The organism is Agrobacterium sp. S7/73 (assembly GCF_019355535.1).
Taxonomy (GTDB): Bacteria; Pseudomonadota; Alphaproteobacteria; order Rhizobiales; family Rhizobiaceae; genus Agrobacterium; species Agrobacterium tumefaciens.
On the sequence record NZ_CP072136.1, the window covers coordinates 1,205,856 to 1,227,074 of the forward strand.

The window sequence follows — 21,219 nt, forward strand, 5'->3', positions numbered from 1 at the left end:
GTGGCTTTACGTACCGAACATCTCAACCTCATCTCCATCTGCACAGGTGGATTCGGCCTCGATCTCGGCGTCGAGCTGGCAATTCCAAGCGCTAGAACAGTCTGCATGGTCGAGAGGGAAGCCTTCGCGGTCGCGCAACTGGTATCAGCAATGGAAGCGGGCCATATGGCTGCAGCGCCTATTTGGAGCGATGCCAGAACCTTCAATGGCAGAGCATGGCGTGGCGCAGTTGACGGCCTCATTGGTGGCATCCCGTGCCAGCCACATAGCACAGCTGGAAAGCAGCTCGGAGAAGAGGACGAACGCGACCTCTGGTCTAACGCGCGCCGTATCATCGTCCAGTCCGGGGCTTGGTTTGCGCTCATTGAAAACGTCAGGGGCATCATATCAACAGGAGGTGCGGAACGCGTCTGGCGAGACTTTCAAAGATTGGGCTTTGAGGTTGAGGGAGGACTGTTCACGGCGACAGAAGTTGGCGCAAGTCATGGAAGGGAACGGTTCTTCCTCCTCGCGGTGGCTAACCCCGCGGGCTTCGGAAAGTGGCGAGGACAGCGAAACGTTCGTGGCCAGGATGGGCGATCGAGGAGCGAATTGCTTCAGCAGCATATCAGCTCAAGCGATGAAATGGCCTACGCCGGTTGTGGCAGACAGCGTTGGGGCGAGAAATCGAACATCGGGAAGATCGAACCCGAACAGCCGACACCACGATGGGGTGACACTAAACGATGCTATCGCGCTGTGGCAGACACCAGCAGTGGCAGACACGACCGGCGGTCGGATGTCGAGAAGTGGGGAGAGGTCCCGCGAACTACTTTTGAAGGGGCAAGCTTATCACTTTTCCCTCCCAGGCCATCAGACACCGCAGCATGGGCAGAATGCCTCAGAGCCGCGCCGCACCTTGAACCCTCGGTTCGTCGAGTGGCTGATGGGGTGGCCCCCCAGATGGACCAACTCAGAATGCTCGGCAATGGAGTTGTGCCACTTCAAGCAGCGTATGCGCTCCGCACTCTTATCACTCGGCTTGCCGCAAGAGGCTCCGCCGGCGCAGCTTGCCTTGTTCGGATGATGGAAGGAACAGAAGGTTGAACCACTTCGCCGCATATACCAAGCCAGTCCCCGGCGGCCATTGGGCCATGTGCCGCTTCGCCCAGAACGCGCAACCTTGGCCGATCCTTGAGGGCGACAAGCCGAAGGTCTTCCCGGTCCAAACAGAGGCACTTATCGCCGCCCAGGGACACGTCATCAAGCACATCAACGGCACGATGCGCCGCGACGGGGAGACGATCAAAGCCGTCAGCGATGCGGACGCCCATTTCAAGCTCAAGCCCTTCGTCAAAGCCAAGGGCAGCAACAAGCGAACCATTGTCGAGAAGGTGGGGCGCAAGGGCAAAGAGATCAGCGTGGAAAGGAGAGAAATGGCATGAAGCGACCAAACGTATACCTAGACCTCGATGGCGTCATGGCTGACTTCGACGCTCATTTCCCGGCGCTGTTCGGCGTCGATCACCGTACCATGCTGGATGACGATATGTGGTCGCAGATCAACGCTCACCCGTCATACTTCCGGGATATGCCGCAGTGCCCCGGCGCCAAGGAGTTCTTCGACCGGATATCATGGCTGAACCCGATCATCCTGACGGCTTGCCCGAAGTCGAACTATGCCCACGTAGCGCGTCAGAAACGGGAATGGGTGAGGGAGCATCTATCCAGCACCTGCCATATCCTTCCGGTCATGGGCGGACGCAACAAGCCTCTGTTCATGCACTCGCGCGGTGACATCCTGATTGATGACTTCGAGCGCAACATCAAGGCATGGCGCGAGGAGGGTGGGGTCGGAATCCTTCACACCGATTTCGCTACGTCACGCGACCAGCTCGAGCGGGAAATGGTGAGGAGTGCAGCAGCATGACCCACCACCGCTCACTATACACCAAGGAACAGATAGCCGCTGCTGCCGCACTATGGCGTGACGGCTACACCATGTATGACATGGCTGAAAAGCTCGGCATGACCTGGAGCGCGGTCAAGAACATGACCAGCACGCGCCGCGGCACATTTCCATATCGCAAGAGCAACGCGCGACGTTCGAACCCGATTGTCAAACAGGTGGCCGATGAACCCACAGTAGCCCCTCTCAAGGCTGGTTGCGTGGTCAGAACCACATTCACCGGCGCCAAGGTCACTCTGCCGCGTGTCGCGTTTATCGACGGCCCAGAGCCGGAAAGCGAGGCAGCATGAACCAGATGGTGACAACAGGCTATCAGGACATCAACGGCGTCTGGCCTATGCCGAAGATCGCCCGTACGACAAAGGCTGCGCGCACGGCAAGTAAGTACATGCTTCTGCGGGTATCGAAGCTCACGACGAGCCACACGCTCATTGTCTCTTGGGAGAGCGAATACTCGCCGTACGCTGGGGGATCCACCTCAAGGCCCAAACGCAAGTCAATGGCCGAGATCGCCAAGCGTGTGCTTGAAAGATATCCCGACTTCACGCTTGACGAGATCAAGGGTCCGAGACGGAGCGACTACCTCATCAAGGCTCGGTTTGCTGTCATCGACGCGATCAAGCGAGAAAGGCCAGACCTTAGCTATCCCCAGATCGGGAAGTTTCTCGGTGGGCGTGATCATACCACCATATTGTCGGCTGTCCGAACCATAGCCGAGCGCAAGGCAAAGAAGGAGTGGGACGATCTATGACTAGCCACCCGGCAGCCGAAGCAATATTTGCAGAGCATGGCATTGCAGTTGTGCCGGCGCATGTAATGCCGGCCGTCGGGCAGACACGGGCAATCGTCACGCTGGAACGCATCATAAACCGCCATGGAGACGACCACGCACGCTTTGTGGTCATGACGCTGGCAGAGACCGCCAACAACAAAGGCTTCATCGATGAGACATCCTTGTGGGTGGTATCGGACATGATCCGGGCGGCCGAGAAGAACTTCCCCGAACTCGTCACCACCAACGTCACTGCCTGGTTCTCGTTCTTCGATACTCTCCCGCTGGGCTGGCTACAGTTCTGGGCTTTGGACCTCGACGGGGTGGTATCCAAACGACATGCGTTAGTGGGCATGCTATACGAGAGAATGAAGCGGACGTTCGGCGCGATGGCAAAGCAACCGGACCTTTTGGATGATAGGAGATCGGCATGAACGAGGCACAGATTATCGAGCTATTCATTCGAGCTGCCGAGGTCGACCGGAAGTTGCCCGACACCGCGCGGCCGGCAAAGCTGAAGGCAGCCAATTACGGCTACGTTCACGACATCGCAGATATCAACGGCTGGGACGAGAAGACCAAGAACGAAGAATGGCGGTGGAAGTGGCTCAATCCCGAGAACCTTCGAAACACGACCAACGAAATGGGTTTGTGGGAAGCCGCCATGGAGGTCATCAAGCTGGTGCCGTGCGAGAAGAAGCGCCGCGCACTGTGGGCTTGGGCCAAGTCGGAAGCGGGCGGGCAGGCGTTCGCCAAGTGGTGTCGGACCGTCGAAGGCATATCGAGACAGTCGGGAGACTACCGGAAAAACGCGGCGGTTAAATGCATTTTCTTAGCTTTCTCCCGCAAGCCATTGCAGCATAACGATTTTGGCGATGAAGCGCACTTGCCAAATCACTCTGAAATCGGGGATAAAAAGTCCAACATCGGAGTTTGGCGTGCACCTGACGCAAAGCCTTCTCTGGACTTCGACGCCGATCTTCGGGATTTCAGCTGGGCAGATGCGCAGAACGCCAGACGGCGGGAGCGTGAATCTCGAAAGCGCGAGGCGGCATGATGGCCAACAGTGCTGAATGGGATGAAGGCAGAGATGCCTTTCTCACCAACCGTCAGTCGCACATCAGTGATTGCCCTTACCCGCCAGAGAGCGATTGGGACAAATGGGCAGACTGGGTGTGTGGGCACGGTGAAGCAGAAAATGATGCTTGGGAGGCGGCGAAGTCTCCTCAACCAGTTCGCATGACGACGCGGTAATTAGCCAAGGCCGTCCTCCCCGCAAGGGTGTAGAGTAATCCGAGTGTTTGGCGCTCGGCATGCGATTAAGACACCTCATGCTTCCGAACTCCTGGGTTCAACCAGAGACGCGGGCCTAAAGCCAGCTAGGGAGCATGAGGGACCAATTCGCCCAACAGGGCAACGGAATGCGAGGCGGCGGTTAGAAGCACTTCCGCAAGGCGCCCGACGAACGTCTGAGGCAGTACCCGTTGATCACTTCAATGTGCGGGGCTTCATGCCTCAGGGCCTATAGAAGCCACGGTAGCGTGTGGCCCTCGCAGCAAATCAGGAAGGCGGCACAGGCTGCATCGCCGGTTAGGATAAATAGCATACTGCCAGCTGGCACGGATGAGGCATCGGGGGACGAAAATGTTTCTTGGACGATGCGGACGAAACCAGCAATGCTACCTACGCCCTTCCTGTCGAGGTCAGCACCCGTCAGTGAGAGGCGAAGCGACGGGGCTGCCGGAAGGCAATGGAGACTGGTCGAAGTGGACGCCTTCTGGCGAGCTTTCCATGACCATCACGAACCCTGCCGCAATTGAACAGTTCGAAATCGGCGCGGTCTATTCCCTGACCTTCGACAAGGCGTCGTAAACAATAGAGGGTGTCGACCCCACCTCGGCACCCAATTCACCCGCCCACATGGAGAGCGCGATGCAGCGCATCAATCGAATTCGCGGTTGGTTCTTCACGCCTCGCGGAGCCGCTTGGTATTTTGGCGTCACCTACGGGCTGACGTTCGTCGCCTACTACAAAGGATGGTTCGGATGACGTATGAGCCGATCAGCGAATTGCGCCGTAGCCAGCTTAATCAAGAAATGTTCAAAGACTCGACCCCGGGGAACCGTGACGCGATCCGCGAGGCGTTAAACGAGATACCGAGGCACAAGGCATGGGAGGCGCACTATCGCGCCAAGGGATGCAGCGCCCGGAAGGCTGAGACCGTTGCAAGCGATAAATGCCGCAAGTCTCGCACTTGGCCGCCCACCCCATGACCACCACCGAGCAAGAGCGGGAGAGGCCCGCCGCCAAGATCGAACGCGGACTGAACGAAGCGCTTGAGTTCGTGAAGTCGATCAAGCCGGAAGACAGCCGGCCACGCCGCAAGATGTGGGCGCCAGGTGGTTACGTCAGCAAGTGCCTTGATTGCGGATGCCAGTTCGTTGGCGACAAGCGCGCCATAAGCTGCGCCGATTGCGCGTATTCGTAGAAAACCATTATCGCGAAATGCCAGCCCACGGGGAGTGCTTGATGGAAAACCATTACTCCGATTGCGCACTTCACAATGCCCCGGCAAAGCGCCCTGCATGGTGTGACTGCGGCGGGATAACGCGAAAGCCGACGTTTTTCGAAAAGCTCCGGGCGTGGCTAACTGCCCAGATCGAATATTTCACCAACCGGTGATTACCACCCCCGTCAGCAATGGCGGGGGTTTTTTTAGGCTGAAAAGGAAGATTGAAATGAAGGACGAACAGAAGATCGAGAATGAAATCCAGCGCAAGGGCCTGAATGCTCCCCGGCTGACGCCAGCGCTGATCGATGAAGCCATCCAGGCGGAACAGTATCACGTGTTCCCCGGCACCACGTTGACCGTCTGCGCGCTGACGCTCCGCAACGGCTATATCGTGACCGGCGAGAGCGCCGCCGCATCGCCCGAGAACTTTGACAAGGAGATCGGCCGCAAGATTGCCCGCGACAATGCCCGGAACAAGATCTGGGCGCTTGAGGGCTATCTGCTTCGTGAATTCCTTCACCAGACAGCAGGGCCTCGCCTCGATCGCCTTGGGCAGCTGCTTCGCGACGCAGAGGCCATCAACGGCGGCTCGATGCCGCATGGGGCAATTGTGCAGACCGTCCTCGATGACGCTCGCCGGTATCCGGTCTAAGGGGGGATGAACCATGGACGCAGCATATAACCAGATCACCCGCCCGGAATACACTGGCCCGTCTGACGGCGCCGTGGGTATCGCCCCTAAATCGATGACGCCAGTCGAGCGCATCGCAAGGACGCTCAACGAAGCCCGCGAACTTTCAAGCCGGGTCCGCGGCATTGTCGACAACCTCGTCGGCTCCCGGCCTGAAGCTGAGAGTAAAGGCGATCGCCTCACCGCCGCGCCTGGCGGCATTCTCACCTCGTTGGCAGACAATGCGGAAGACACCATCTCCGAACTGCGCCGCGCCAATGATGAGCTTTCGCGTCTGTCGAAGGTTCTCGGCCTCGGGCTGTAGGGCAACTTATTCCGAAAGGTCGGATAGGCGGCTGCGGCCGTCGCTTTCAGCAAGAGGAAAAAGAGATGACAGTTGAATACCGCGTCAAGCGCGTGGAGCGCTTCATCGTGACCAGGCACGAGGATCATGGATCAATGGGCAGTACCCGCCAGATCGGCAAGGAGTTCGATAACTTCGAAACGGCCTACGAGGTCGGAACAGCTCTCGCTCGGTCAGACCAGGAGCGCCTTGGCATCGGGCCAGGCGGAGATGGTGTTATCTTCCCCAGCCAATCTCTCGAAGATGCTCGACAAGCAATTTAACCTCTTCATGGGCGAGCGGAAATTCCAAGCTTCGTCAACCGGTACGAGGAACAGGCCTTGCTCGTGGGTGAAGAACCCGCGTCTTCCGCTCGGCTGAGGCCTGCAAGCCTTAGACATATAGTGGCGTCAAGCATGGCAAACCGGATCAACACCAACAGGATATAGATATGGCGGCAACGCTCCGAGTTCTGGACACGAAAGCGGCAGCAAAGGCCGAAGTCGTAGATGAAGCAAAGCGCGTCCTCGCAATGGCAGAACGGGGCGAGATTGTTGACCTGTCGTGGTCGGCGGCAAAGGTCGACGGTTCCGTCATCTCATCCTTCACGGCAACAGATGACGCACATAGGCGCATCGCATCGGTGTCACGCCTCCTGCATCGGCTGCACCAGATGTCAGACAAGAGCGATTGATAATGGCTCTTACATCAAAGCAAGAAGCGTTTGCCCGTGCATATGTCGAGACAGGGAATGCCTCTGAGGCGTACCGAACTGCCTACCAGGTTAGCTCAACAATCAAGCCTGAAACCGTTCACAAGAGAGCAAGCGAGCTGCTAGCGAACGGGGAGGTGACGGGTAGGGTGTCCGAATTGCAAGGTAATGCTGCAAAACGTTGCGCTGTCACCCTAGAGAGCCTCGCCAGTGAGCTTGAGGAGGCTCGGGCTATAGCCATCACCGAAAAGCAGCCGAGTGCCGCTGTAAGCGCGACAATGGGCAAAGCTAAGCTCTTTGGCCTTGGCAGCGAGAACCGGAAAATATCCGGCACCATTCAGGTAGTAACCATATCCGCCAAACAACTGGACGCGCTAACCGAAGATGAACTTGCTCTCCTCGAAACAGCATATCCAGTTCTCCAGAAGCTCGGGCTTATTGGAGGCGATACGGTCGCAGCGGCAGAAGAGGGAAGCGCAGAGTAATCTTGATCGGGATATTGAGCGGTCCGGTGTATCCCTCGCGTCGTTCACAAAGGCAGCATGGCACGTCCTAGAGCCGGGGCAGCAATATAAGCACGGATGGCACATCGATGCGATATCAGAGCATCTAGAAGCGGTCACCAAGAAACAGATAACTCGGCTGCTGATCAACGTTCCTCCGGGCACGATGAAATCACTGTCTGTTGGGGTGATGTGGCCCAGCTGGGAGTGGGGGCCTCGTGGTCTCCCGCACATGCGCTATCTTGGCACGTCGCACAGCCATCCGCTGGCAGTCCGCGATAACCTGAAGATGCGCCGACTGATTGCGTCTGACTGGTACCAAGAGAGATGGGGCTCAACTGTTCGGCTAATGTCGGACCAGAACGCAAAGCTGAAGTTTGAAAACGACGCGACGGGTTTCCGTGAGGCTATGGCTTTCACGGGGTTAACGGGCTCTCGTGGAGACAGGGTCCTAATTGACGACCCTCTTTCAGTCGATAACGCTAGCTCTACGTCTCAGCGTGAATCAGTCAATGAAACGTTCCGGGAATCGGTGCCAACTCGCCTGAACAACCCGGATGAATCCGCAATCATCGTGGTTATGCAGCGCCTGCACGAAGAGGATGTCTCAGGCGTCATTCTGGCTAATGACTTCGGGTACGAGCATCTGATGCTTCCCATGGAATTTGAGCCCGAACGCAGGTGTTATACGAGTATCGGGTTCTCTGACCCGCGCACGACGGCCGGCGAACTGTTGTTCAACGACCGCTTCCCGCGTGAAGTCGTTGAGCGCGACAAAAAGATAATGGGACCTTACGCTGTTGCTGGCCAATTTCAGCAGCGGCCGGCGCCTCGTGAAGGTGGCCTATTCAAGGCTGAATGGCTCCGTCCATACCAGATCGCGCAGATGCCGAAGCGTGATACCATGACAATCTACGGGGCATCGGATTATGCGGTAACTGCCAACCGAGGAGACTACACCGTTCATGGCGTAGTTGGGATCGATGACATGAACCGCATGTGGCTTCTTGACCTTTGGCGGTCCCAGGCGAGCTCTGACCGTTGGGTGGAAGCATTCTGCGACATGGTAATCCAATGGAAGCCATTGGCATGGGCTGAGGAGACTGGGCAGATCAAGTCAGGTGTCGGACCATTCCTAGAGCGCCGGATGCGAGATCGGAAGGCATATGTCGCAAGGGACGTCTTCCCGACGAGAGGCGATAAAGCAATCCGGGCTCAGTCGATCCGAGGCCGCATGGCTCTGGATGGCCTGTATGTGCCTGTTGACGCTCCTTGGTACGAAGCCTTCGTGTCGGAAATGCTCACGTTCCCAGCAGGAAAGAACGACGACCAGGTAGACATGATGGGCCTGATTGGCCAGCTCCTAGACAAGATGTTTGCGCCTCGCCCTCCTGACAAGCAGGAGCCAGCCAATCAACGCGATTGGTTCGAGGACAGCGATGAACCCGAAAGTGACTGGAAAACCCTTTGATGGACGATGTAGCTTTCCACTCATGGCTCGTGGATATGTTCTGCGATGCAGAATCCGCGTCGGATAAGTCACGCACCCGCGCAGAGCGGGATCTGGACTATTACAACGGCAAGCAATGGACCGCCAAAGAAGCTGCCGTGTTGAAACGGCGAGGTCAGCCAGTCATCGCGTTCAACCTGATACGAAACAAGATCGACTATCTGCAAGGCCTTGAGCGCCAACAGAGAACGGTCCCGCGCGCTCTACCTCGCACCCCTATGCACGAAAAGGACAGCGAAGCTGTAACCGATGCGCTGCGCTACGTGACGCAGGACCAGCGATACGACGACAGCAAGTCCCGCGTGTGGGGCGACATGCTCAAGGTTGGTTGGGGTGGCATCGAGGTAACTGTCGAGCAGCGGTTCGACCGCAACGCCATGATGGCGACAACCGCTATGACGGCGCCGGATTACGACGTCCGTTTGGTCCGGTGCGCATGGGACCGCATGTTCTGGGACCCCCATAGCTCGGAGGACGATTTCTCTGACGCCAGTTATCTTGGGCTTGTTATCTGGATGGATCGGAGCGAAGCCGTTCGCCGGTATGGTGAGGCCGCGTCTGCTGTCTTCGATGAAACGGTGTCTCTTGCAAGAGTGGGCGATACATACGACGACAGGCCAAGGCTTGCGTGGATCGATAGCTCGAAGCGAAAGCGCATCCGTGTTGTCCAGATTTACTTTATCGACACCGATGGGCAGTGGAGCTTTGCCGAGTTCACAAAGGGGGGGATCCTTCGCAACGGTCCTTCTCCATGGGAGGACGAGGACGGCAGGCGGGAGCACCCTTATGCTTGGCGCTCGTCATACGTCGACCGGGACAACAACCGGTACGGTGCAGTTCGTGACCTGATTGACCCACAGGACGAAATTAACAAGCGCCGCTCCAAGGCGCTCCATCTCGTCACAAGCCGACAGACCTATGGCAACCGCACTTTTGATGCGAACACTAAGGAAAATAAAGGTCAGCTACAAAAAGCTGACGGCCACGTTACGCTTGAGGGTGAAGCCCAGTTCGGCCGGGACTTCGGCATCATCCCCACGAACGACCAGGCGTCAGGCCATATGGAGCATATGTCGCAGGCCCTGAGCATCTTTGAGGTGATGGGGCCAAACGCTGCAATGATGGGCAAGCAAGCCGGTTCGCAGTCTGGCCGGGCGATCCTGGCGCAACAGCAGGGCGGGCAAACCCAGATGGGCTTGCTCACAGATACGCTGCGCCAAATGGATATGGATGTCTACCGAATGGTATGGAACCGTATTCGCCAGTTCTGGACATGTGAGCGGTGGATTCGCGTCACCGACGATCAGAACAACATGAAGTGGGTCGGATTGAACCCGGCGCAACAATATGACCTTGCCGGCGTAGAGAATGCTTCGGTTATGGATGCGAATGTTTCCCAGCTGGACGTTGATATCATTCTCGACGAAGCCCCGGCTGTAGGCGCGATGATGGATGAGCAGTTCGCGTTGCTGATCGACCTGAAGCAGATGGATCGCAATAACGAGATCCCGTTCAAGGATATCATCGCAGCGGCTCCAAACCTTCGCTACAAGGCCAACCTTCTCAAGGGCATCTCTGAGCGTGAGCAACAGCCGCCGAACCCTGCAATGCTGGCGGGCGCCCAGGCAGAGCTTGCGACGCAGGAAGCCACAGCAGCCGACAAGCAGGCCTCGGCCAAGCTGAAGGAAGCCCAAGCCATCAAGGCCCTCTCTGACGCCGGGGCTGCTGGCCAGCCAAACGGCGCACAAGAGCCCAATCAGTTCGACATGGCGAAAGCCATCGTTGATATCCAGAACACAGAAGCCGCTACGGAAAAGACCGTGGCGGAGACTGACAAGATACGCATGGAAACGGCAATGACCCCGCTACGAGCGAGCCTGCCAGTGTTTCAACGCGTCCAACCCGGTGCCGGGGTCTAACGGGCAACAGGGCGTCAGGCCGTCATCCTGACAGGTGGTGCCAACCATAAGGGCAATGCCGGTGCCGGGTGATCGGGCAAACGTAGTCCCCACGAACGAGGAAATGACTGTGACTGTAAAATCACTGGACGACATCATGTCGGGCCGGGGCGAACCCGCGTCCGAAGAAACCACCGCACCTGTCACAACTGAGAGCGCCACACCAGCGCCGACAGAGGCAGCAGGAGCATCACGAGACGAACAAGGCAGGTTTGCCGCAAAGCAGACGGATGCCGTTGTGGAAGAGCCTCAGGCGACACCCGCAGCGCCATCCCAACAGCTAAGCGGACATGTCCCAATCCAGGCACTCGACGCCGAGCGTGGAAAGCGCAAGGAAGCCGAGGAACGCTACGAGCGGGATATGAGGCGTATGCAGGAGCTTGAACGACAAATTCAGCTTCTCTCCAACCCGCCAAAGCCAACTGAACCGCCGAAGCCGCCGCCGGCCCTATGGGACGACCCGGATGGCTATCTCCAGCACCAGCTAACGCCAGTCCAGCAGCAGATGCAGGAAATGCGAGAAGTCTTGCAGGAGACGCAGGCGATCAGCACGCACGGTGCAGCGAAGGTGCAGGCGGCCAAACAGGCAGCCGAAGCACTCTTCAATACACCGCAGGGGGCAGCACTCGGCCGCGAATTGATGGCCGGAGGAAACCCCTTCGACAACCTCGTGAAATGGCATGAACGTCAGACAATGAACGCTGAGATCGGCGGCGATCTGGAAGCCTACAAGGCAAAGCTTCGCCAGCAGATCATGGATGAAATCGCATCCCAGCAGCAGCCACAGCCGGCGCCAATACCCCAGCCGGCCCCAGCCCCCAACCTTCCTACAGCCTTCGCGAAAACGCCTGCGGGCGGTCCTCGCGGTGGTGCGGAGTACGGTGGCCCGCGGCCTCTTTCTGAAATCATGGGCGGAAGATGATCGCCCGATCCAAGAGGTAAGAAGCAATGGCAGAGACTCGCGTTCAGGCGGATCTTTCTCCGACAATCTGGGACGACCAGTTTTCTACTGAGTTTTTCCAGCGCAACCCGTTCTCGGCTTATGCCGGGACGAGCATCGACAACCCAATCGTGATGAAGGAAGACTTTGCCTCCAAACAGGGCAATGGCATTACCTTCGAATTCATCACCAACCTGAAGCGTGGCGCCATCAAAGGTCGTCAGCCGCTTCGTGGCCATGAAGACAAGCTGGGCGAATACGGCGACAAAGTCTTCTGGGACATGCGCAAGAAGGCGATCTCCACCCACGAGCTGGACAAGGATCTCGCCGCCATCGATCTGCGCAAGGCCTTCAAGGTCGCGCTGAAAACGTGGTCCGAAGAAGACGCCAAGTTCGAAGTCATCGATCGCCTTCAGGACGTTGGACAGCAGCTCAACGTTCCTTATCTGGACGCGACTGCGACGGACAAGAACACCTGGCACACCAACAACAAGGACCGCGTGCTCTACGGCAATTCGCTGGGCAACTACACCACGAACAACCACGCGGCCTCGTTGGCCAATATCACCGCTGCCGGCGGCAAATTCACCAAGGATTCCGTCTCCTTGTTGAAGCGCATCGCGCTGTCCGCTCGACCGCGCATCACGCCGACCAGTATCAGCGAAGCTGAAAACCGTCGTTTCTTCGTATGCTTCGTTGGATCGCTGGAAATGCGTGACTTCGTGGCGTCGATGAATGAGACGGAGCGCCAGCAGTCCGTAGCTCGCCGCTCCGAGGGCATGTTCCTGGGTGGTGACCGCGAATGGGATGGTGTGATCGTCCACGAAGTGGATGACATGCCGATCCTGCCCGGCGTCGGTAACTCTGGTGCCAACGTTCAGCCCGCATTCCTGCTCGGTCAGGAAGCGCTCGGTTGGGCGATCAAGGAGCGCTACAAATCCCGCGAGCAGAAGGACGATTACGACCAGGTGCAAGGCCTCGGCATGATCGGCAAGTGGGGCATGAAGAAGCTCGGCTATACGCTCGGTGACAACGTCACGGTCGACGCCATTGACGGCACTCAGACCAACGTTCTCGGCAAGCAGCGCGGCGTTGTGAACGCCTTCTTTGCTGCCACAGGCGACTAATCGGGAAAGGACCGAACATCATGGCTAATCCAATCTGGAGCAATCCAATCAAGGCGCCCGAAGATACGGGCGTCGGTGTATGGCGCCGTCGTATCCCCTTCGATACGACCGGTCTTGCGGCGGGCACCGTCCCGGTTGTCGCCCTTGAAAAAGGCTGCATCCCTTTGCGGGCTTCCGTCCGCATCGAAACGGCTTTCAATGCCGGCACCACCAATGTGCTTTCTCTTGGCACAGCGGCTGTTCCTGACAGCCTTGTCACCTCCGCAAACGCTGCAGCCGGCACCCCCGGCTATAAGCAGGGTACGGGTGTTGACCTCGGTACCGAACTGGCGAACGACACTCAGTTCTTCGCCAAATTCACGCAGACAGGCACGGCGGCCACTGCTGGCGTTGCTGAGTTCATCGTGGAGTTCGTGAACCCACGCAACTGGGCTCACTACAGCAATCGCAGCCAGGGGCTTTGATCATGACGAAGATCACGTACACCTCTGACGGCGACGCTGATGAAGTGGAAGCGTTCGGCGTCAAGTTCATGGATGGCAAGCCTGTCGAGGTTTCTGACGAGGTAGCAGCCAAGCTGAAGGGCAACCGTTTCTTCAAGGCTGCTTCTGACAAGGCTACCACGGACAAAGCGCCCGCTACTCCCGCCAAGGTGACCAAAGCCACGGACAAAGCGCCCGGGCAGCCCGCTGATGCCGACGCCTCGTTCAAGGCCCCATTTGAAGCTAAGGACGAGGAAAACGGCTGGTGGACCGTCTATGACGCCGACAGCAAGAAGGTGAAGGCTCTCCGCAAGGACGACGCCGAAATCTTCAACTCGCTCTCGGATGACGACAAGGCGAAGCAGGTAGAGACCTTCACCACGGTCTGATCAACCATCATCACCGACAAGATGAACCATGTTGCGCAACGGGCGGGCGGGGTGTCGGCCCCGCTCGTCCATCCTTCCGACAAAGGACAGAACAATGACAAACGATATTTCTCCGCTTTCTGCGGTTCAAGACAACATTAAGGAAAAGATCAAGGCTGAGTTCGTCAACCTTATTCCAGATGAGATGTGGACAGCCATGGTCTGCAGTGTAGTCGCTGACTTTACGAGTGACGTTCGAAAGAACCATTACGGACATGAGACCGGAGAACAGATTTCTCCCTTCAAAAAGATTATTCGTGACGAGATAGAGGCGACGATTAAAGCCTCTCTCAAAGCAAAGCTTGATGAGGTAGGCGCGCCTCGATGGGGAGCGATGGGCGAACGGGTAATGTCCGACGCCATGAAGAAGATGATCGAAGATCACTTCGAAGCGCTGCTGGTGTCTGTAAACGCTGGAATGGTGCAGATGACTGTGATGAGCGCAGTTAACAATCTTCGAAATTCAATGATGGTTTGATAAATTGGAGTGGCGGTTATGAAAACACGTCAAGAAGTCATAGCCGCCACCCTCAAAAAGCTAAACGTCATGGGGGCCGGCCAATCGCCTGAGCCGGAGGACGTCCAAGAAATCGAAGACATCATTGACGGCAAGCTCTCAGAGTTGAACGCCAATCAAATCTTCTATTTTGATGATCGACAGAATTTCGAAGACGAATGCGTTGATCCACTTGCGATCATTCTTGCGGATCAAGCCGCCCCAACCTTTGGGCAGCCCAGCAACGCCGAATCCCGCATCCTTGCCGAAAACCGCCTTAGATCGCTCCGCAACAGCAGCTGGCAGCGCGAAGACGTTATCCCGAGCTTGTACTTCTGATGGCTGACATCGTTTTCCCTAACAGCACGTCTCCAGGCATCCGCCCCGGCGAAGGTTCCGGGCGATTGATCAATTGCTACGCCTCGAAGCTGGATGACGGCGCTCGATCACTATTTGCTCGCAGGCGTACGCCAGGTCTTCGAAAGATAGCTTCTACAACGCGCCAGAGTGGGCGAGGTGCGCATTTCTACAATGGTGATCTTTACGTCGCTCAAAAAGACAGGCTGACGCTTATCACCTTCGTTGGCGGTTCCTACGTTGTGACAGACCTCGGAGCGTTGCCGGGAGACGAGCGCGTCACCTTTGCTCGAAACAACAAGGCACCTATCCCAGACATCCTCTGCGTTACGGAGAATGACGTCTACAAGATCCACAGGGATGCCCCGCCGGAAACGCTTGCAGAGCCTGACTTACCCCAGCCGCTCGCAGTGATGTTCATCGATGGCTATTTCGTCTTTCCTATCCGCGATGGCCGATATTTCGTTTCTGCCATCAACGATACGACGGTTTCAGCGCTTGATTTTGGCAAGGCAGAGGGCCGCCCCGGTGGCATCTTCAATGCTGTCCCTTATGGTGAGCAGCTTTTGCTGTGCGGCCCGTCTTCTATGGAAGTGTGGAGCAATGCGGGCAACGCTACTGGCTCCCCATTCTCGCGAACGACCGTCATTCCAAAGGGCTTAGCCTCAACGTTTGCGATTGCAGGCTTTGAGGAGGGGTTTTCAACCATCGTCTTCGTAGCTGATGACAATGCCGTGTACCGAATGGATGGCGGCTACTCGCCGTCTAGGATCAGCAACCAAGACCTTGAGGCGTTAATCGAAGGCGTTGCTGACAAAACCAAGATTGATGTGACGGTAGGTGTTTCGTCGGGCCATATGTGGGCGACGGTAACGGGCCCAGCCTTTTCTTGGACCTATGAAGTAGGCACAGGACTGTGGCACGAACGCCGAAGCTACAATTGGAAGAATTGGCGCGCCATCGTCTCGGTTCAGGCCTTTGGAGCATGGGCTATGCTAGATCGGCAGAGTGATGCCGTTTGGTTGCTGGATGCAAAATACCAGCGGGAAGGCCTTGACCCGCTCGTCATGGACCTCTGGTCGCTACCGTTGTCCGGTTTCCCCAACAGGACAATCATTCCAAGGGCCGATTTCGATATCATCGTGGGGCAGGGGCTGATTAGCGGCGAAGACCCGATTGAGATCGACCCTGTCTGCCTCATTTCATGGTCTGATGATGGGGGAGTGACGTTCAAGACGCCGCTATCTCGCAAGCTTGGACGAATTGCGGGCTCCCGTGAGCCTGTTTCTGTCAACAGGACTGGAATGGCAAGCCGATACGGCAGGGTGTGGCGGATACAGATATCAGATCCCGTTTACGCTTCGGTTCTCTCAGGAACTATGGATGCAGCAGGAGTATCGCGCTGATGCCCTCACAGATAGGTGAAATCACCCCGATCCCGAGCCCGCAGGTGCCTGTGATCAACCTTCGAACCGGTCTTATGGACCCGGCTTGGTATCTCTTCCTCAAGCGCATCTATGATCACGCCAAGGAAGACGCCTCCCGCCTTGATGGGATCGACGGAGAACTTGCGGCGATCGACGCACGCGTGACAGATTTGGAGACACCATAATGGGCTTTCTTAGCGGATTGCTAGGCCTGGACGCAGGCAAGGCCACGATGGCGGCATCGCAGGGCAACAAAAAAGAGTACCAGCGGTATCGCGATACTGGGAACACCATCATCAACGATGGGCAGAATGAGTCCGTTGGCGCGCTCAACAGCGCAATCGGGGCCTATGCGCCCTACGCCCAGACAGGCCAAGCAGCAAACTCGATGTACGGCAACGCGCTGGGCCTGAATGGCGCCGATGGCAACGCAGCCGCAACAAGTGCTTTTCAAGCTGGCCCAGGCTATCAGTTCGCCCTCGATCAAGGCACACAGGCCGCTTTACGCGGCGCGAGCGCAGCGGGTATGCTCAACAGCGGGAATACCCTGACTGCGCTCACGGGTTACGGTCAGGGCCTTGCCAATCAGGAGTACGGCGGATGGCTTGATCGTCTAGCCGGCCAGTCTGCGCAGGGCCTTCAGGCCGCCAGCGGTCAGGCGCAGGGTTACGGCAATATATCGAACGCCTACCAAAGTTCGATTGATCGTCGCCTCGGCCTTGAAGGTGGATACACGTCTGGAATTACCGGCGTGAACAACCAAGCTGCTCAGGGTGGCGAAGCTAACAAGGCCGCTGGTGCGGGTCTCTTTGGCAACCTGCTCGGCGCAGGCACGAAGCTCGCAACAGGAGGTCTGTTCTAATGGCCCTTCAACTTCCAGCAATGCCAAACATTCCGCAGCAGAGCTATTCGTGGCTTAACGGCATAGCCGACAGCATCGGAGGAGCAATCCAGAACGTAAAGGCGGACCGGTCGTTTAACGGACTTGCTGATCGCATTCAGGGCACAACGCCTGCACAGCAGCCCGCTGGAGGCTTTCTTTCTAATCTCGCGGCTCCTGTCTCACCAAGTGCGCCGCAGACTGCTGCTGTAGGCCCGGTGGAGCGTGGAGTGGCGCAGGGCGACACATACCGACCCTTCATCGATACTGTTCGTTCAGGCGGCCTTACGAACCCCTACGGGTTGGCTGCAGTGGCATCGACAGGCCGAGCGGAAAGTGGGTGGTCTGGTAAAAATGCGAATCGCACATGGAGTGACCCGAGCGAAAGCGGTCAACCCGGAACGGCTGGAGGCATCCTGTCGTGGCGCGGCCCTCGTTATCAAGCACTTGCCGCGACTGGTGATCTTTCCCCCGAAGGACAGGCAAAGTTCTTCCTCCAGGAAAATCCGCAGCTCATTCAGTCGCTGAACAACGCCAAAAGCGTAGAGGAAGCTCAGCAACTTATGAACGGGGCATGGAAATTCGCGGGTTATGATCGCCCCGGCGGTGAATCCGCGCGTCGTTTGGCAATGGCGAAGAGCTACTATGCCAATGAGTTTGGCAACGCGCCTGCCAATGCAGGCGCTGCTGCGATCGAAGCGGTTGCGCCGCTTGAACAGGGTGATACGAGCGGAACGGAATCTGCTTATGTCGATCCTTATGTGAAGGTCGAACCACGACAGGAAACATCGCTCCCGACGCAAGAAGCTGCATCAGCGCCATATACGATGGCGTCCCCTACGGCGCCGCAGTCTCGCGCGCCAATGCAGGTCGCTGACGCTTCTGGTAGCACAGGGTTGATCGCGCAAGGCATCACTCCTGTACAGCGTGGTAGCGTCGAGCCCGGCCTGATCCAGTACATGCTTCGCGACCGTAATCTTCGCGATATGGGCCTGAAGCTCTGGGCGGCTAATGTCGAAGGCCAGAAAGCAAGCGAACCGTGGCAGTTCGTCAATCTGCCCGATGGAACACTTGCTCGAGCAAACCAGCAGACTGGCGCCGTTGAACGGCTGGGCAACTTCGCCAAGCCTAACGAAGATGCTATTGTCGTGGGTGATAATCTTGTTCGCCGAAGCACTGGAGAGGTCGTCTATCAGGGGCAGCCCAAGACGCCGGCCAGTTATCAGGAATTCAAGCTCGCTCAGCAAGATGGGTTCAAGGGAAGCTACGCCGACTGGGAAAAAGTGAAGACGCCAGGAACCTCCGTCACGGTCAACAATCAAGATCAGGGAGAGTTCTCGAAGAAGGCTGCAGCCCGTAATGTTGAACGTTTCGGCAACCTTGCTGACGCTGGGACTAATGCAGCCAGCATAGCCCAATCGATGCCGGTACTGAGAGAGCTTCTTACCCAAGCTCCTCAAGGTCCTGTCTCTGGTCGCCTCGCTGAGGCGTTCCCAGGTTTCAGCACCGCCGGGGATGCGTTTATTTCCCAGATTAACCAGATCGCGCCGACACTGCGTGTCCCTGGCTCGGGAGCGATGTCGGATAAAGACCTTGATGTTTTGATGTCGGCACTGCCACGACTGCGAAGTGACCCGGCCGCGAACCAGCTTATTCTCAACGTGTTCGAACGAAAAGCCCAGCTCAACGCAGACCGCGGAGCGATCGCTTCTCAGGCCCTTCGTGGTGAGATTTCGCCGGAAGAAGCTGACCGTCGCATCTCTGAAATTGACAAGCAGCCTCTACTTGATGAGCGGTCACGTTCGATGCTTCAGAATAGTCAAGGCGGAGGCACAGCAAGACCGCAAACGAAGGCCGACTTTGACGCGCTTAAGTCTGGCGACTTGTACATCGATCCCGATGACGGTCAAACTTACAGGAAACCATAAATGGCACGTTTTAACGGCATTCCCGTTCAAGGGGATGCGCCGGCCGCACCTCGTTTTAAAGGCGAGCCTGTGGCTGTCGCGAAAACAGGGCAGCACCTTTCTTTCGAGGAAGGCCAGAAGCTTCTTGAGCAGGAAGACTTGCAGGGCCGCAATGGCGAGTTGGGTGCATTCCTCACGAGCACGGTGGAAGGCGCTCCCATAGTTGGCCCCTACGCGCTGTCCGGCGCGCAGAAAGCAGCCGCTGGCATCTCCACGCTCATCAACGGTGGGAGCTATGGCGATAATCTCGATCAGGCGAAAGAGATCACCCAGATAGCACAGCAACAGAACCCTATCGCATCTGCTGCGGGTCAGATTACGGGTGCTGTTGCGAGTACCGCTCCGCTTGTCGCGGCTGCTCCTGCGCTCTTCGGTGCTGGTGGCGGCTCGTTGCCAGTCCGGATGCTGGCTGGGGCAACATCTGGTGGAGTGATCGGCGGGGCTGATTCCGCCGTTCGATCCGATGGCGACCTGTTAGAGATCGGTAAAGGAGCCGGTTTGGGTTTGGGCCTTGGGATGACGGGACCGCTGGCCGGTGACCTAATTGGTAGAGGCGTCAAAGCCGTCCAATCTAGCCGCGCAACTACTGACGCGGCTAGGCAGGCTGGAACCAGCCGCGAAGCCGTGGATGTCGTTGCCCGTGCAATGGCGGCTGACAACGCAGCTGGAGCGACGAATGCCAATATTCAAGCGGCGGGTGGCGGAGCCATGCTTGCAGATGCAGGGCCATCCACGCTGAGCACGCTTGACACGGCTATCCAGCGAGGAGGCCCTCGTGCGGGTGAAGCTGCAAGCCGGATCAACGCCCGAGCGGAGCAGGCGACCCAGGACATCACTGCCGCGCTAGATCAGGGGCTAGGCGCGCCAGAAGGCATGGTTAAGCCCCTCACAGCCCTTCGTCAGCAAACGCAGCCGGCACGCGCAGCCGCTTATGACGCTGCCTATGCGACACCCATTGATTACGCCGATCCCCGTGGCATTGCCTTAGAAAAGGTGGTCAAGACGCGTGTCCCGCAGTCCGCAATCAACCGTGCAAACGAACTGATGCGCGTCAACGGCGAGGAAAGCCAGCAAATCCTTGCAAAGATTGCCGATGATGGGTCTGTGGTATTTGAAAAGCTGCCCGATGTTCGGCAGCTTGATTACATCACTCGTGGACTGAAGGATGTTGCTAGCGAGGCGGATGGCAAAGGAAAACTGGGCGGACAAACCGATATTGGCCGTGCCTATGAGGGACTTTCGCGTGAGATCAGAAACCTCACAAAGTCCCTTGTCCCTGAATACAAGACCGCACTCGACACGGCAGCAGCGCCAATAGCCGAGCGTGAGTCCAAACTGTTCGGCCAGACAATGCTATTGCCCTCCGTCGCGAGAGATGAAGTGGAAGCGTTCGTGTCGGGGCTGTCTGACGCGGAATTAAAAAGCCTTCGCGGTGGTTTGCGGTCACAGTTTGCTGAGAAGCTCTCGAACGTAAAGCGAACTGTCAGTGATCCCAATGTAGATGCCCGCCAAGGTGTTGCGGCACTCCGTGATCTATCTAGTGATGCAGCCCGAGAAAAATTGGCTACCGTGATGGGGCAGTCAGAAGCCGACGCAATGCTGAAAGCGGTTGACCAAGCTGCCAAGGCGTTCGAAATTCGCGCGGGTGTTGCAACAAACAGCAAGACCTATGCGCGGCAGGCTGCCGAACGGGCCGTTGATGCTGCAACGCAGCCTGGCATAATCGAAAACGCCGCGAGCGGAAGGCCATGGGCATCCTCCCAAGGCTTTTTGCAGGGATTGTTCGGGACGGGGCCGCAGGCGCAACTTGGGCGACAGGATGCGGCATGGGGTGAAATCGCCAATATACTGACACAGCCCGCCAACCAAGGCGGCGGTGCTTTCCTGCAGGCGTTGCAGGGTGCAGCTGGGAGGTTGCCTGTGATCGATCAGAATGCAGCGCGTATTACTGATGCTGTAACAAGGGGGGCGGCTATGGGCGCCGCTCCAACCAGAAGGCTAGAGGGAACATGATCAAAGCCAATGAACCAATCACCGAGAATAGCGCGAACAATCCGTAATTGTCGGCAACCCATTTCAGCGCAATACCCAGCAAGACAAGAACAACCGTCGTTGCTGTGCTGATAAAAATCCTGTCGGATTTGGTGAAGCGGTATTCCTTGGGGTCGTGGTCGATGGTTGGCATGT

General features: G+C 57.5%; 28 protein-coding genes. 27 read left to right on the forward strand and 1 reads right to left on the reverse strand.

Annotated elements, in window-relative coordinates; genetic code table 11:
* From J5276_RS30775 to J5276_RS06045, 27 genes are all read left to right on the forward strand, one after another.
* Entirely contained in the window at positions 1-1,086 is a 1,086-nt protein-coding gene (locus J5276_RS30775) for a DNA cytosine methyltransferase (RefSeq protein ID WP_209159457.1), read from the forward strand.
* Positions 1,083-1,424: a hypothetical protein gene (locus tag J5276_RS05920; protein ID WP_209159456.1), complete on the forward strand. Its 342-nt coding sequence runs from the start codon at positions 1,083-1,085 to the stop codon at positions 1,422-1,424. Before J5276_RS30775 ends, J5276_RS05920 begins: the two co-directional genes overlap by 4 nt.
* Complete coding sequence (locus J5276_RS05925) at positions 1,421-1,909, forward strand: hypothetical protein (RefSeq protein WP_209159455.1); 489 nt, start codon at positions 1,421-1,423, stop codon at positions 1,907-1,909. The genes J5276_RS05920 and J5276_RS05925 overlap by 4 nt, the downstream gene beginning before the upstream one ends.
* The gene (locus tag J5276_RS05930) at positions 1,906-2,238 is read left to right on the forward strand and encodes a GcrA cell cycle regulator (RefSeq protein ID WP_209159454.1); all 333 of its coding nucleotides are present in this window, start codon (positions 1,906-1,908) and stop codon (positions 2,236-2,238) included. The genes J5276_RS05925 and J5276_RS05930 overlap by 4 nt, the downstream gene beginning before the upstream one ends.
* Positions 2,235-2,699, forward strand: a complete 465-nt coding sequence (locus J5276_RS05935) for a helix-turn-helix domain-containing protein (protein ID WP_209159453.1) — start codon at positions 2,235-2,237, stop codon at positions 2,697-2,699. The genes J5276_RS05930 and J5276_RS05935 overlap by 4 nt, the downstream gene beginning before the upstream one ends.
* A complete protein-coding gene (locus J5276_RS05940) occupies positions 2,696-3,154 on the forward strand; it encodes a hypothetical protein (RefSeq protein ID WP_153513903.1) in 459 nt (152 codons plus the stop codon). The genes J5276_RS05935 and J5276_RS05940 overlap by 4 nt, the downstream gene beginning before the upstream one ends.
* The gene (locus J5276_RS05945; RefSeq protein WP_209159452.1) at positions 3,151-3,777 is read left to right on the forward strand and encodes a hypothetical protein; all 627 of its coding nucleotides are present in this window, start codon (positions 3,151-3,153) and stop codon (positions 3,775-3,777) included. Before J5276_RS05940 ends, J5276_RS05945 begins: the two co-directional genes overlap by 4 nt.
* A gap of 659 nt (positions 3,778-4,436) precedes the next feature.
* The gene (locus J5276_RS05950; RefSeq protein ID WP_209159451.1) at positions 4,437-4,592 is read left to right on the forward strand and encodes a hypothetical protein; all 156 of its coding nucleotides are present in this window, start codon (positions 4,437-4,439) and stop codon (positions 4,590-4,592) included.
* A 397-nt stretch (positions 4,593-4,989) separates the two neighbouring features.
* A complete protein-coding gene (locus J5276_RS05955; RefSeq protein ID WP_209159450.1) occupies positions 4,990-5,208 on the forward strand; it encodes a hypothetical protein in 219 nt (72 codons plus the stop codon).
* A gap of 250 nt (positions 5,209-5,458) precedes the next feature.
* A complete protein-coding gene (locus J5276_RS05960; RefSeq protein WP_209159449.1) occupies positions 5,459-5,884 on the forward strand; it encodes a Gp49 family protein in 426 nt (141 codons plus the stop codon).
* Positions 5,885-5,897: 13 nt separating this feature from the next.
* Positions 5,898-6,227: a hypothetical protein gene (locus tag J5276_RS05965; protein ID WP_209159448.1), complete on the forward strand. Its 330-nt coding sequence runs from the start codon at positions 5,898-5,900 to the stop codon at positions 6,225-6,227.
* A 65-nt stretch (positions 6,228-6,292) separates the two neighbouring features.
* Complete coding sequence (locus tag J5276_RS05970; RefSeq protein ID WP_209159447.1) at positions 6,293-6,529, forward strand: hypothetical protein; 237 nt, start codon at positions 6,293-6,295, stop codon at positions 6,527-6,529.
* 167 nt (positions 6,530-6,696) lie between these two features.
* On the forward strand, positions 6,697-6,939 hold the full coding sequence (locus J5276_RS05975) for a hypothetical protein (protein ID WP_209159446.1): 243 nt from the start codon (positions 6,697-6,699) through the stop codon (positions 6,937-6,939).
* Between the two features lie 2 nt (positions 6,940-6,941).
* Positions 6,942-7,442: a terminase small subunit gene (locus J5276_RS05980; protein WP_209159445.1), complete on the forward strand. Its 501-nt coding sequence runs from the start codon at positions 6,942-6,944 to the stop codon at positions 7,440-7,442.
* A 250-nt stretch (positions 7,443-7,692) separates the two neighbouring features.
* A complete protein-coding gene (gene terL, locus J5276_RS05985) occupies positions 7,693-8,931 on the forward strand; it encodes a phage terminase large subunit (protein WP_247749962.1) in 1,239 nt (412 codons plus the stop codon).
* The gene (locus J5276_RS05990) at positions 8,931-10,889 is read left to right on the forward strand and encodes a hypothetical protein (protein ID WP_209159443.1); all 1,959 of its coding nucleotides are present in this window, start codon (positions 8,931-8,933) and stop codon (positions 10,887-10,889) included. The genes terL and J5276_RS05990 overlap by 1 nt, the downstream gene beginning before the upstream one ends.
* 109 nt (positions 10,890-10,998) lie before the next feature.
* A complete protein-coding gene (locus tag J5276_RS05995; RefSeq protein WP_209159442.1) occupies positions 10,999-11,850 on the forward strand; it encodes a hypothetical protein in 852 nt (283 codons plus the stop codon).
* Positions 11,851-11,876: 26 nt separating this feature from the next.
* The gene (locus tag J5276_RS06000; RefSeq protein ID WP_209159441.1) at positions 11,877-12,995 is read left to right on the forward strand and encodes a DUF4043 family protein; all 1,119 of its coding nucleotides are present in this window, start codon (positions 11,877-11,879) and stop codon (positions 12,993-12,995) included.
* Positions 12,996-13,015: 20 nt separating this feature from the next.
* Positions 13,016-13,459, forward strand: coding sequence for a hypothetical protein (locus J5276_RS06005; protein WP_209159440.1), 444 nt, complete (start codon positions 13,016-13,018; stop codon positions 13,457-13,459).
* Positions 13,460-13,461: 2 nt separating this feature from the next.
* Positions 13,462-13,866 carry a hypothetical protein gene (locus J5276_RS06010; protein WP_209159439.1) on the forward strand — a complete coding sequence of 135 codons (405 nt, stop codon included), beginning with the start codon at positions 13,462-13,464 and terminating at the stop codon, positions 13,864-13,866.
* A 94-nt stretch (positions 13,867-13,960) separates the two neighbouring features.
* Positions 13,961-14,383 (forward strand): hypothetical protein, encoded by a 423-nt coding sequence (locus J5276_RS06015; protein WP_209159438.1) that lies wholly within the window; start codon positions 13,961-13,963, stop codon positions 14,381-14,383.
* An 18-nt stretch (positions 14,384-14,401) separates the two neighbouring features.
* Positions 14,402-14,740: a hypothetical protein gene (locus J5276_RS06020; RefSeq protein WP_209159437.1), complete on the forward strand. Its 339-nt coding sequence runs from the start codon at positions 14,402-14,404 to the stop codon at positions 14,738-14,740.
* Positions 14,740-16,164, forward strand: coding sequence for a hypothetical protein (locus J5276_RS06025; RefSeq protein ID WP_209159436.1), 1,425 nt, complete (start codon positions 14,740-14,742; stop codon positions 16,162-16,164). The genes J5276_RS06020 and J5276_RS06025 overlap by 1 nt, the downstream gene beginning before the upstream one ends.
* Entirely contained in the window at positions 16,164-16,370 is a 207-nt protein-coding gene (locus tag J5276_RS06030; RefSeq protein ID WP_209159435.1) for a hypothetical protein, read from the forward strand. The genes J5276_RS06025 and J5276_RS06030 overlap by 1 nt, the downstream gene beginning before the upstream one ends.
* Positions 16,370-17,047, forward strand: coding sequence for a hypothetical protein (locus J5276_RS06035; protein WP_209159434.1), 678 nt, complete (start codon positions 16,370-16,372; stop codon positions 17,045-17,047). The genes J5276_RS06030 and J5276_RS06035 overlap by 1 nt, the downstream gene beginning before the upstream one ends.
* Complete coding sequence (locus J5276_RS06040) at positions 17,047-18,993, forward strand: hypothetical protein (protein WP_209159433.1); 1,947 nt, start codon at positions 17,047-17,049, stop codon at positions 18,991-18,993. Before J5276_RS06035 ends, J5276_RS06040 begins: the two co-directional genes overlap by 1 nt.
* The gene (locus tag J5276_RS06045) at positions 18,994-21,045 is read left to right on the forward strand and encodes a hypothetical protein (RefSeq protein ID WP_209159432.1); all 2,052 of its coding nucleotides are present in this window, start codon (positions 18,994-18,996) and stop codon (positions 21,043-21,045) included.
* Here the strand turns inward: J5276_RS06045 and J5276_RS06050 are convergent.
* On the reverse strand, positions 21,005-21,217 hold the full coding sequence (locus J5276_RS06050; protein WP_209159431.1) for a hypothetical protein: 213 nt from the start codon (positions 21,215-21,217) through the stop codon (positions 21,005-21,007). The two genes, J5276_RS06045 and J5276_RS06050, sit on opposite strands and share 41 nt — an antisense overlap.
* Between the last annotated feature and the right edge of the window lie 2 nt (positions 21,218-21,219).

Excerpts from the sequence above, each read along its gene's own strand:
- J5276_RS05925 (WP_209159455.1), top strand. The coding sequence starts at position 1,421 with ATGAAGCGACCAAACGTATACCTAGACCTCGATGGCGTCATGGCTGAC.
- J5276_RS05930 (WP_209159454.1), top strand. The coding sequence starts at position 1,906 with ATGACCCACCACCGCTCACTATACACCAAGGAACAGATAGCCGCTGCT.
- J5276_RS05935 (WP_209159453.1), top strand. The coding sequence starts at position 2,235 with ATGAACCAGATGGTGACAACAGGCTATCAGGACATCAACGGCGTCTGG.
- J5276_RS05940 (WP_153513903.1), top strand. The coding sequence starts at position 2,696 with ATGACTAGCCACCCGGCAGCCGAAGCAATATTTGCAGAGCATGGCATT.
- J5276_RS05945 (WP_209159452.1), top strand. The coding sequence starts at position 3,151 with ATGAACGAGGCACAGATTATCGAGCTATTCATTCGAGCTGCCGAGGTC.
- J5276_RS05955 (WP_209159450.1), top strand. The coding sequence starts at position 4,990 with ATGACCACCACCGAGCAAGAGCGGGAGAGGCCCGCCGCCAAGATCGAA.
- J5276_RS05960 (WP_209159449.1), top strand. The coding sequence starts at position 5,459 with ATGAAGGACGAACAGAAGATCGAGAATGAAATCCAGCGCAAGGGCCTG.
- J5276_RS05965 (WP_209159448.1), top strand. The coding sequence starts at position 5,898 with ATGGACGCAGCATATAACCAGATCACCCGCCCGGAATACACTGGCCCG.
- J5276_RS05970 (WP_209159447.1), top strand. The coding sequence starts at position 6,293 with ATGACAGTTGAATACCGCGTCAAGCGCGTGGAGCGCTTCATCGTGACC.
- J5276_RS05975 (WP_209159446.1), top strand. The coding sequence starts at position 6,697 with ATGGCGGCAACGCTCCGAGTTCTGGACACGAAAGCGGCAGCAAAGGCC.
- J5276_RS05980 (WP_209159445.1), top strand. The coding sequence starts at position 6,942 with ATGGCTCTTACATCAAAGCAAGAAGCGTTTGCCCGTGCATATGTCGAG.
- terL (WP_247749962.1), top strand. The coding sequence starts at position 7,693 with ATGCGCTATCTTGGCACGTCGCACAGCCATCCGCTGGCAGTCCGCGAT.
- J5276_RS05990 (WP_209159443.1), top strand. The coding sequence starts at position 8,931 with ATGGACGATGTAGCTTTCCACTCATGGCTCGTGGATATGTTCTGCGAT.
- J5276_RS06000 (WP_209159441.1), top strand. The coding sequence starts at position 11,877 with ATGGCAGAGACTCGCGTTCAGGCGGATCTTTCTCCGACAATCTGGGAC.
- J5276_RS06005 (WP_209159440.1), top strand. The coding sequence starts at position 13,016 with ATGGCTAATCCAATCTGGAGCAATCCAATCAAGGCGCCCGAAGATACG.
- J5276_RS06010 (WP_209159439.1), top strand. The coding sequence starts at position 13,462 with ATGACGAAGATCACGTACACCTCTGACGGCGACGCTGATGAAGTGGAA.
- J5276_RS06015 (WP_209159438.1), top strand. The coding sequence starts at position 13,961 with ATGACAAACGATATTTCTCCGCTTTCTGCGGTTCAAGACAACATTAAG.
- J5276_RS06020 (WP_209159437.1), top strand. The coding sequence starts at position 14,402 with ATGAAAACACGTCAAGAAGTCATAGCCGCCACCCTCAAAAAGCTAAAC.
- J5276_RS06025 (WP_209159436.1), top strand. The coding sequence starts at position 14,740 with ATGGCTGACATCGTTTTCCCTAACAGCACGTCTCCAGGCATCCGCCCC.
- J5276_RS06030 (WP_209159435.1), top strand. The coding sequence starts at position 16,164 with ATGCCCTCACAGATAGGTGAAATCACCCCGATCCCGAGCCCGCAGGTG.
- J5276_RS06035 (WP_209159434.1), top strand. The coding sequence starts at position 16,370 with ATGGGCTTTCTTAGCGGATTGCTAGGCCTGGACGCAGGCAAGGCCACG.
- J5276_RS06040 (WP_209159433.1), top strand. The coding sequence starts at position 17,047 with ATGGCCCTTCAACTTCCAGCAATGCCAAACATTCCGCAGCAGAGCTAT.
- J5276_RS06045 (WP_209159432.1), top strand. The coding sequence starts at position 18,994 with ATGGCACGTTTTAACGGCATTCCCGTTCAAGGGGATGCGCCGGCCGCA.
- J5276_RS06050 (WP_209159431.1), bottom strand. The coding sequence starts at position 21,217 with ATGCCAACCATCGACCACGACCCCAAGGAATACCGCTTCACCAAATCC.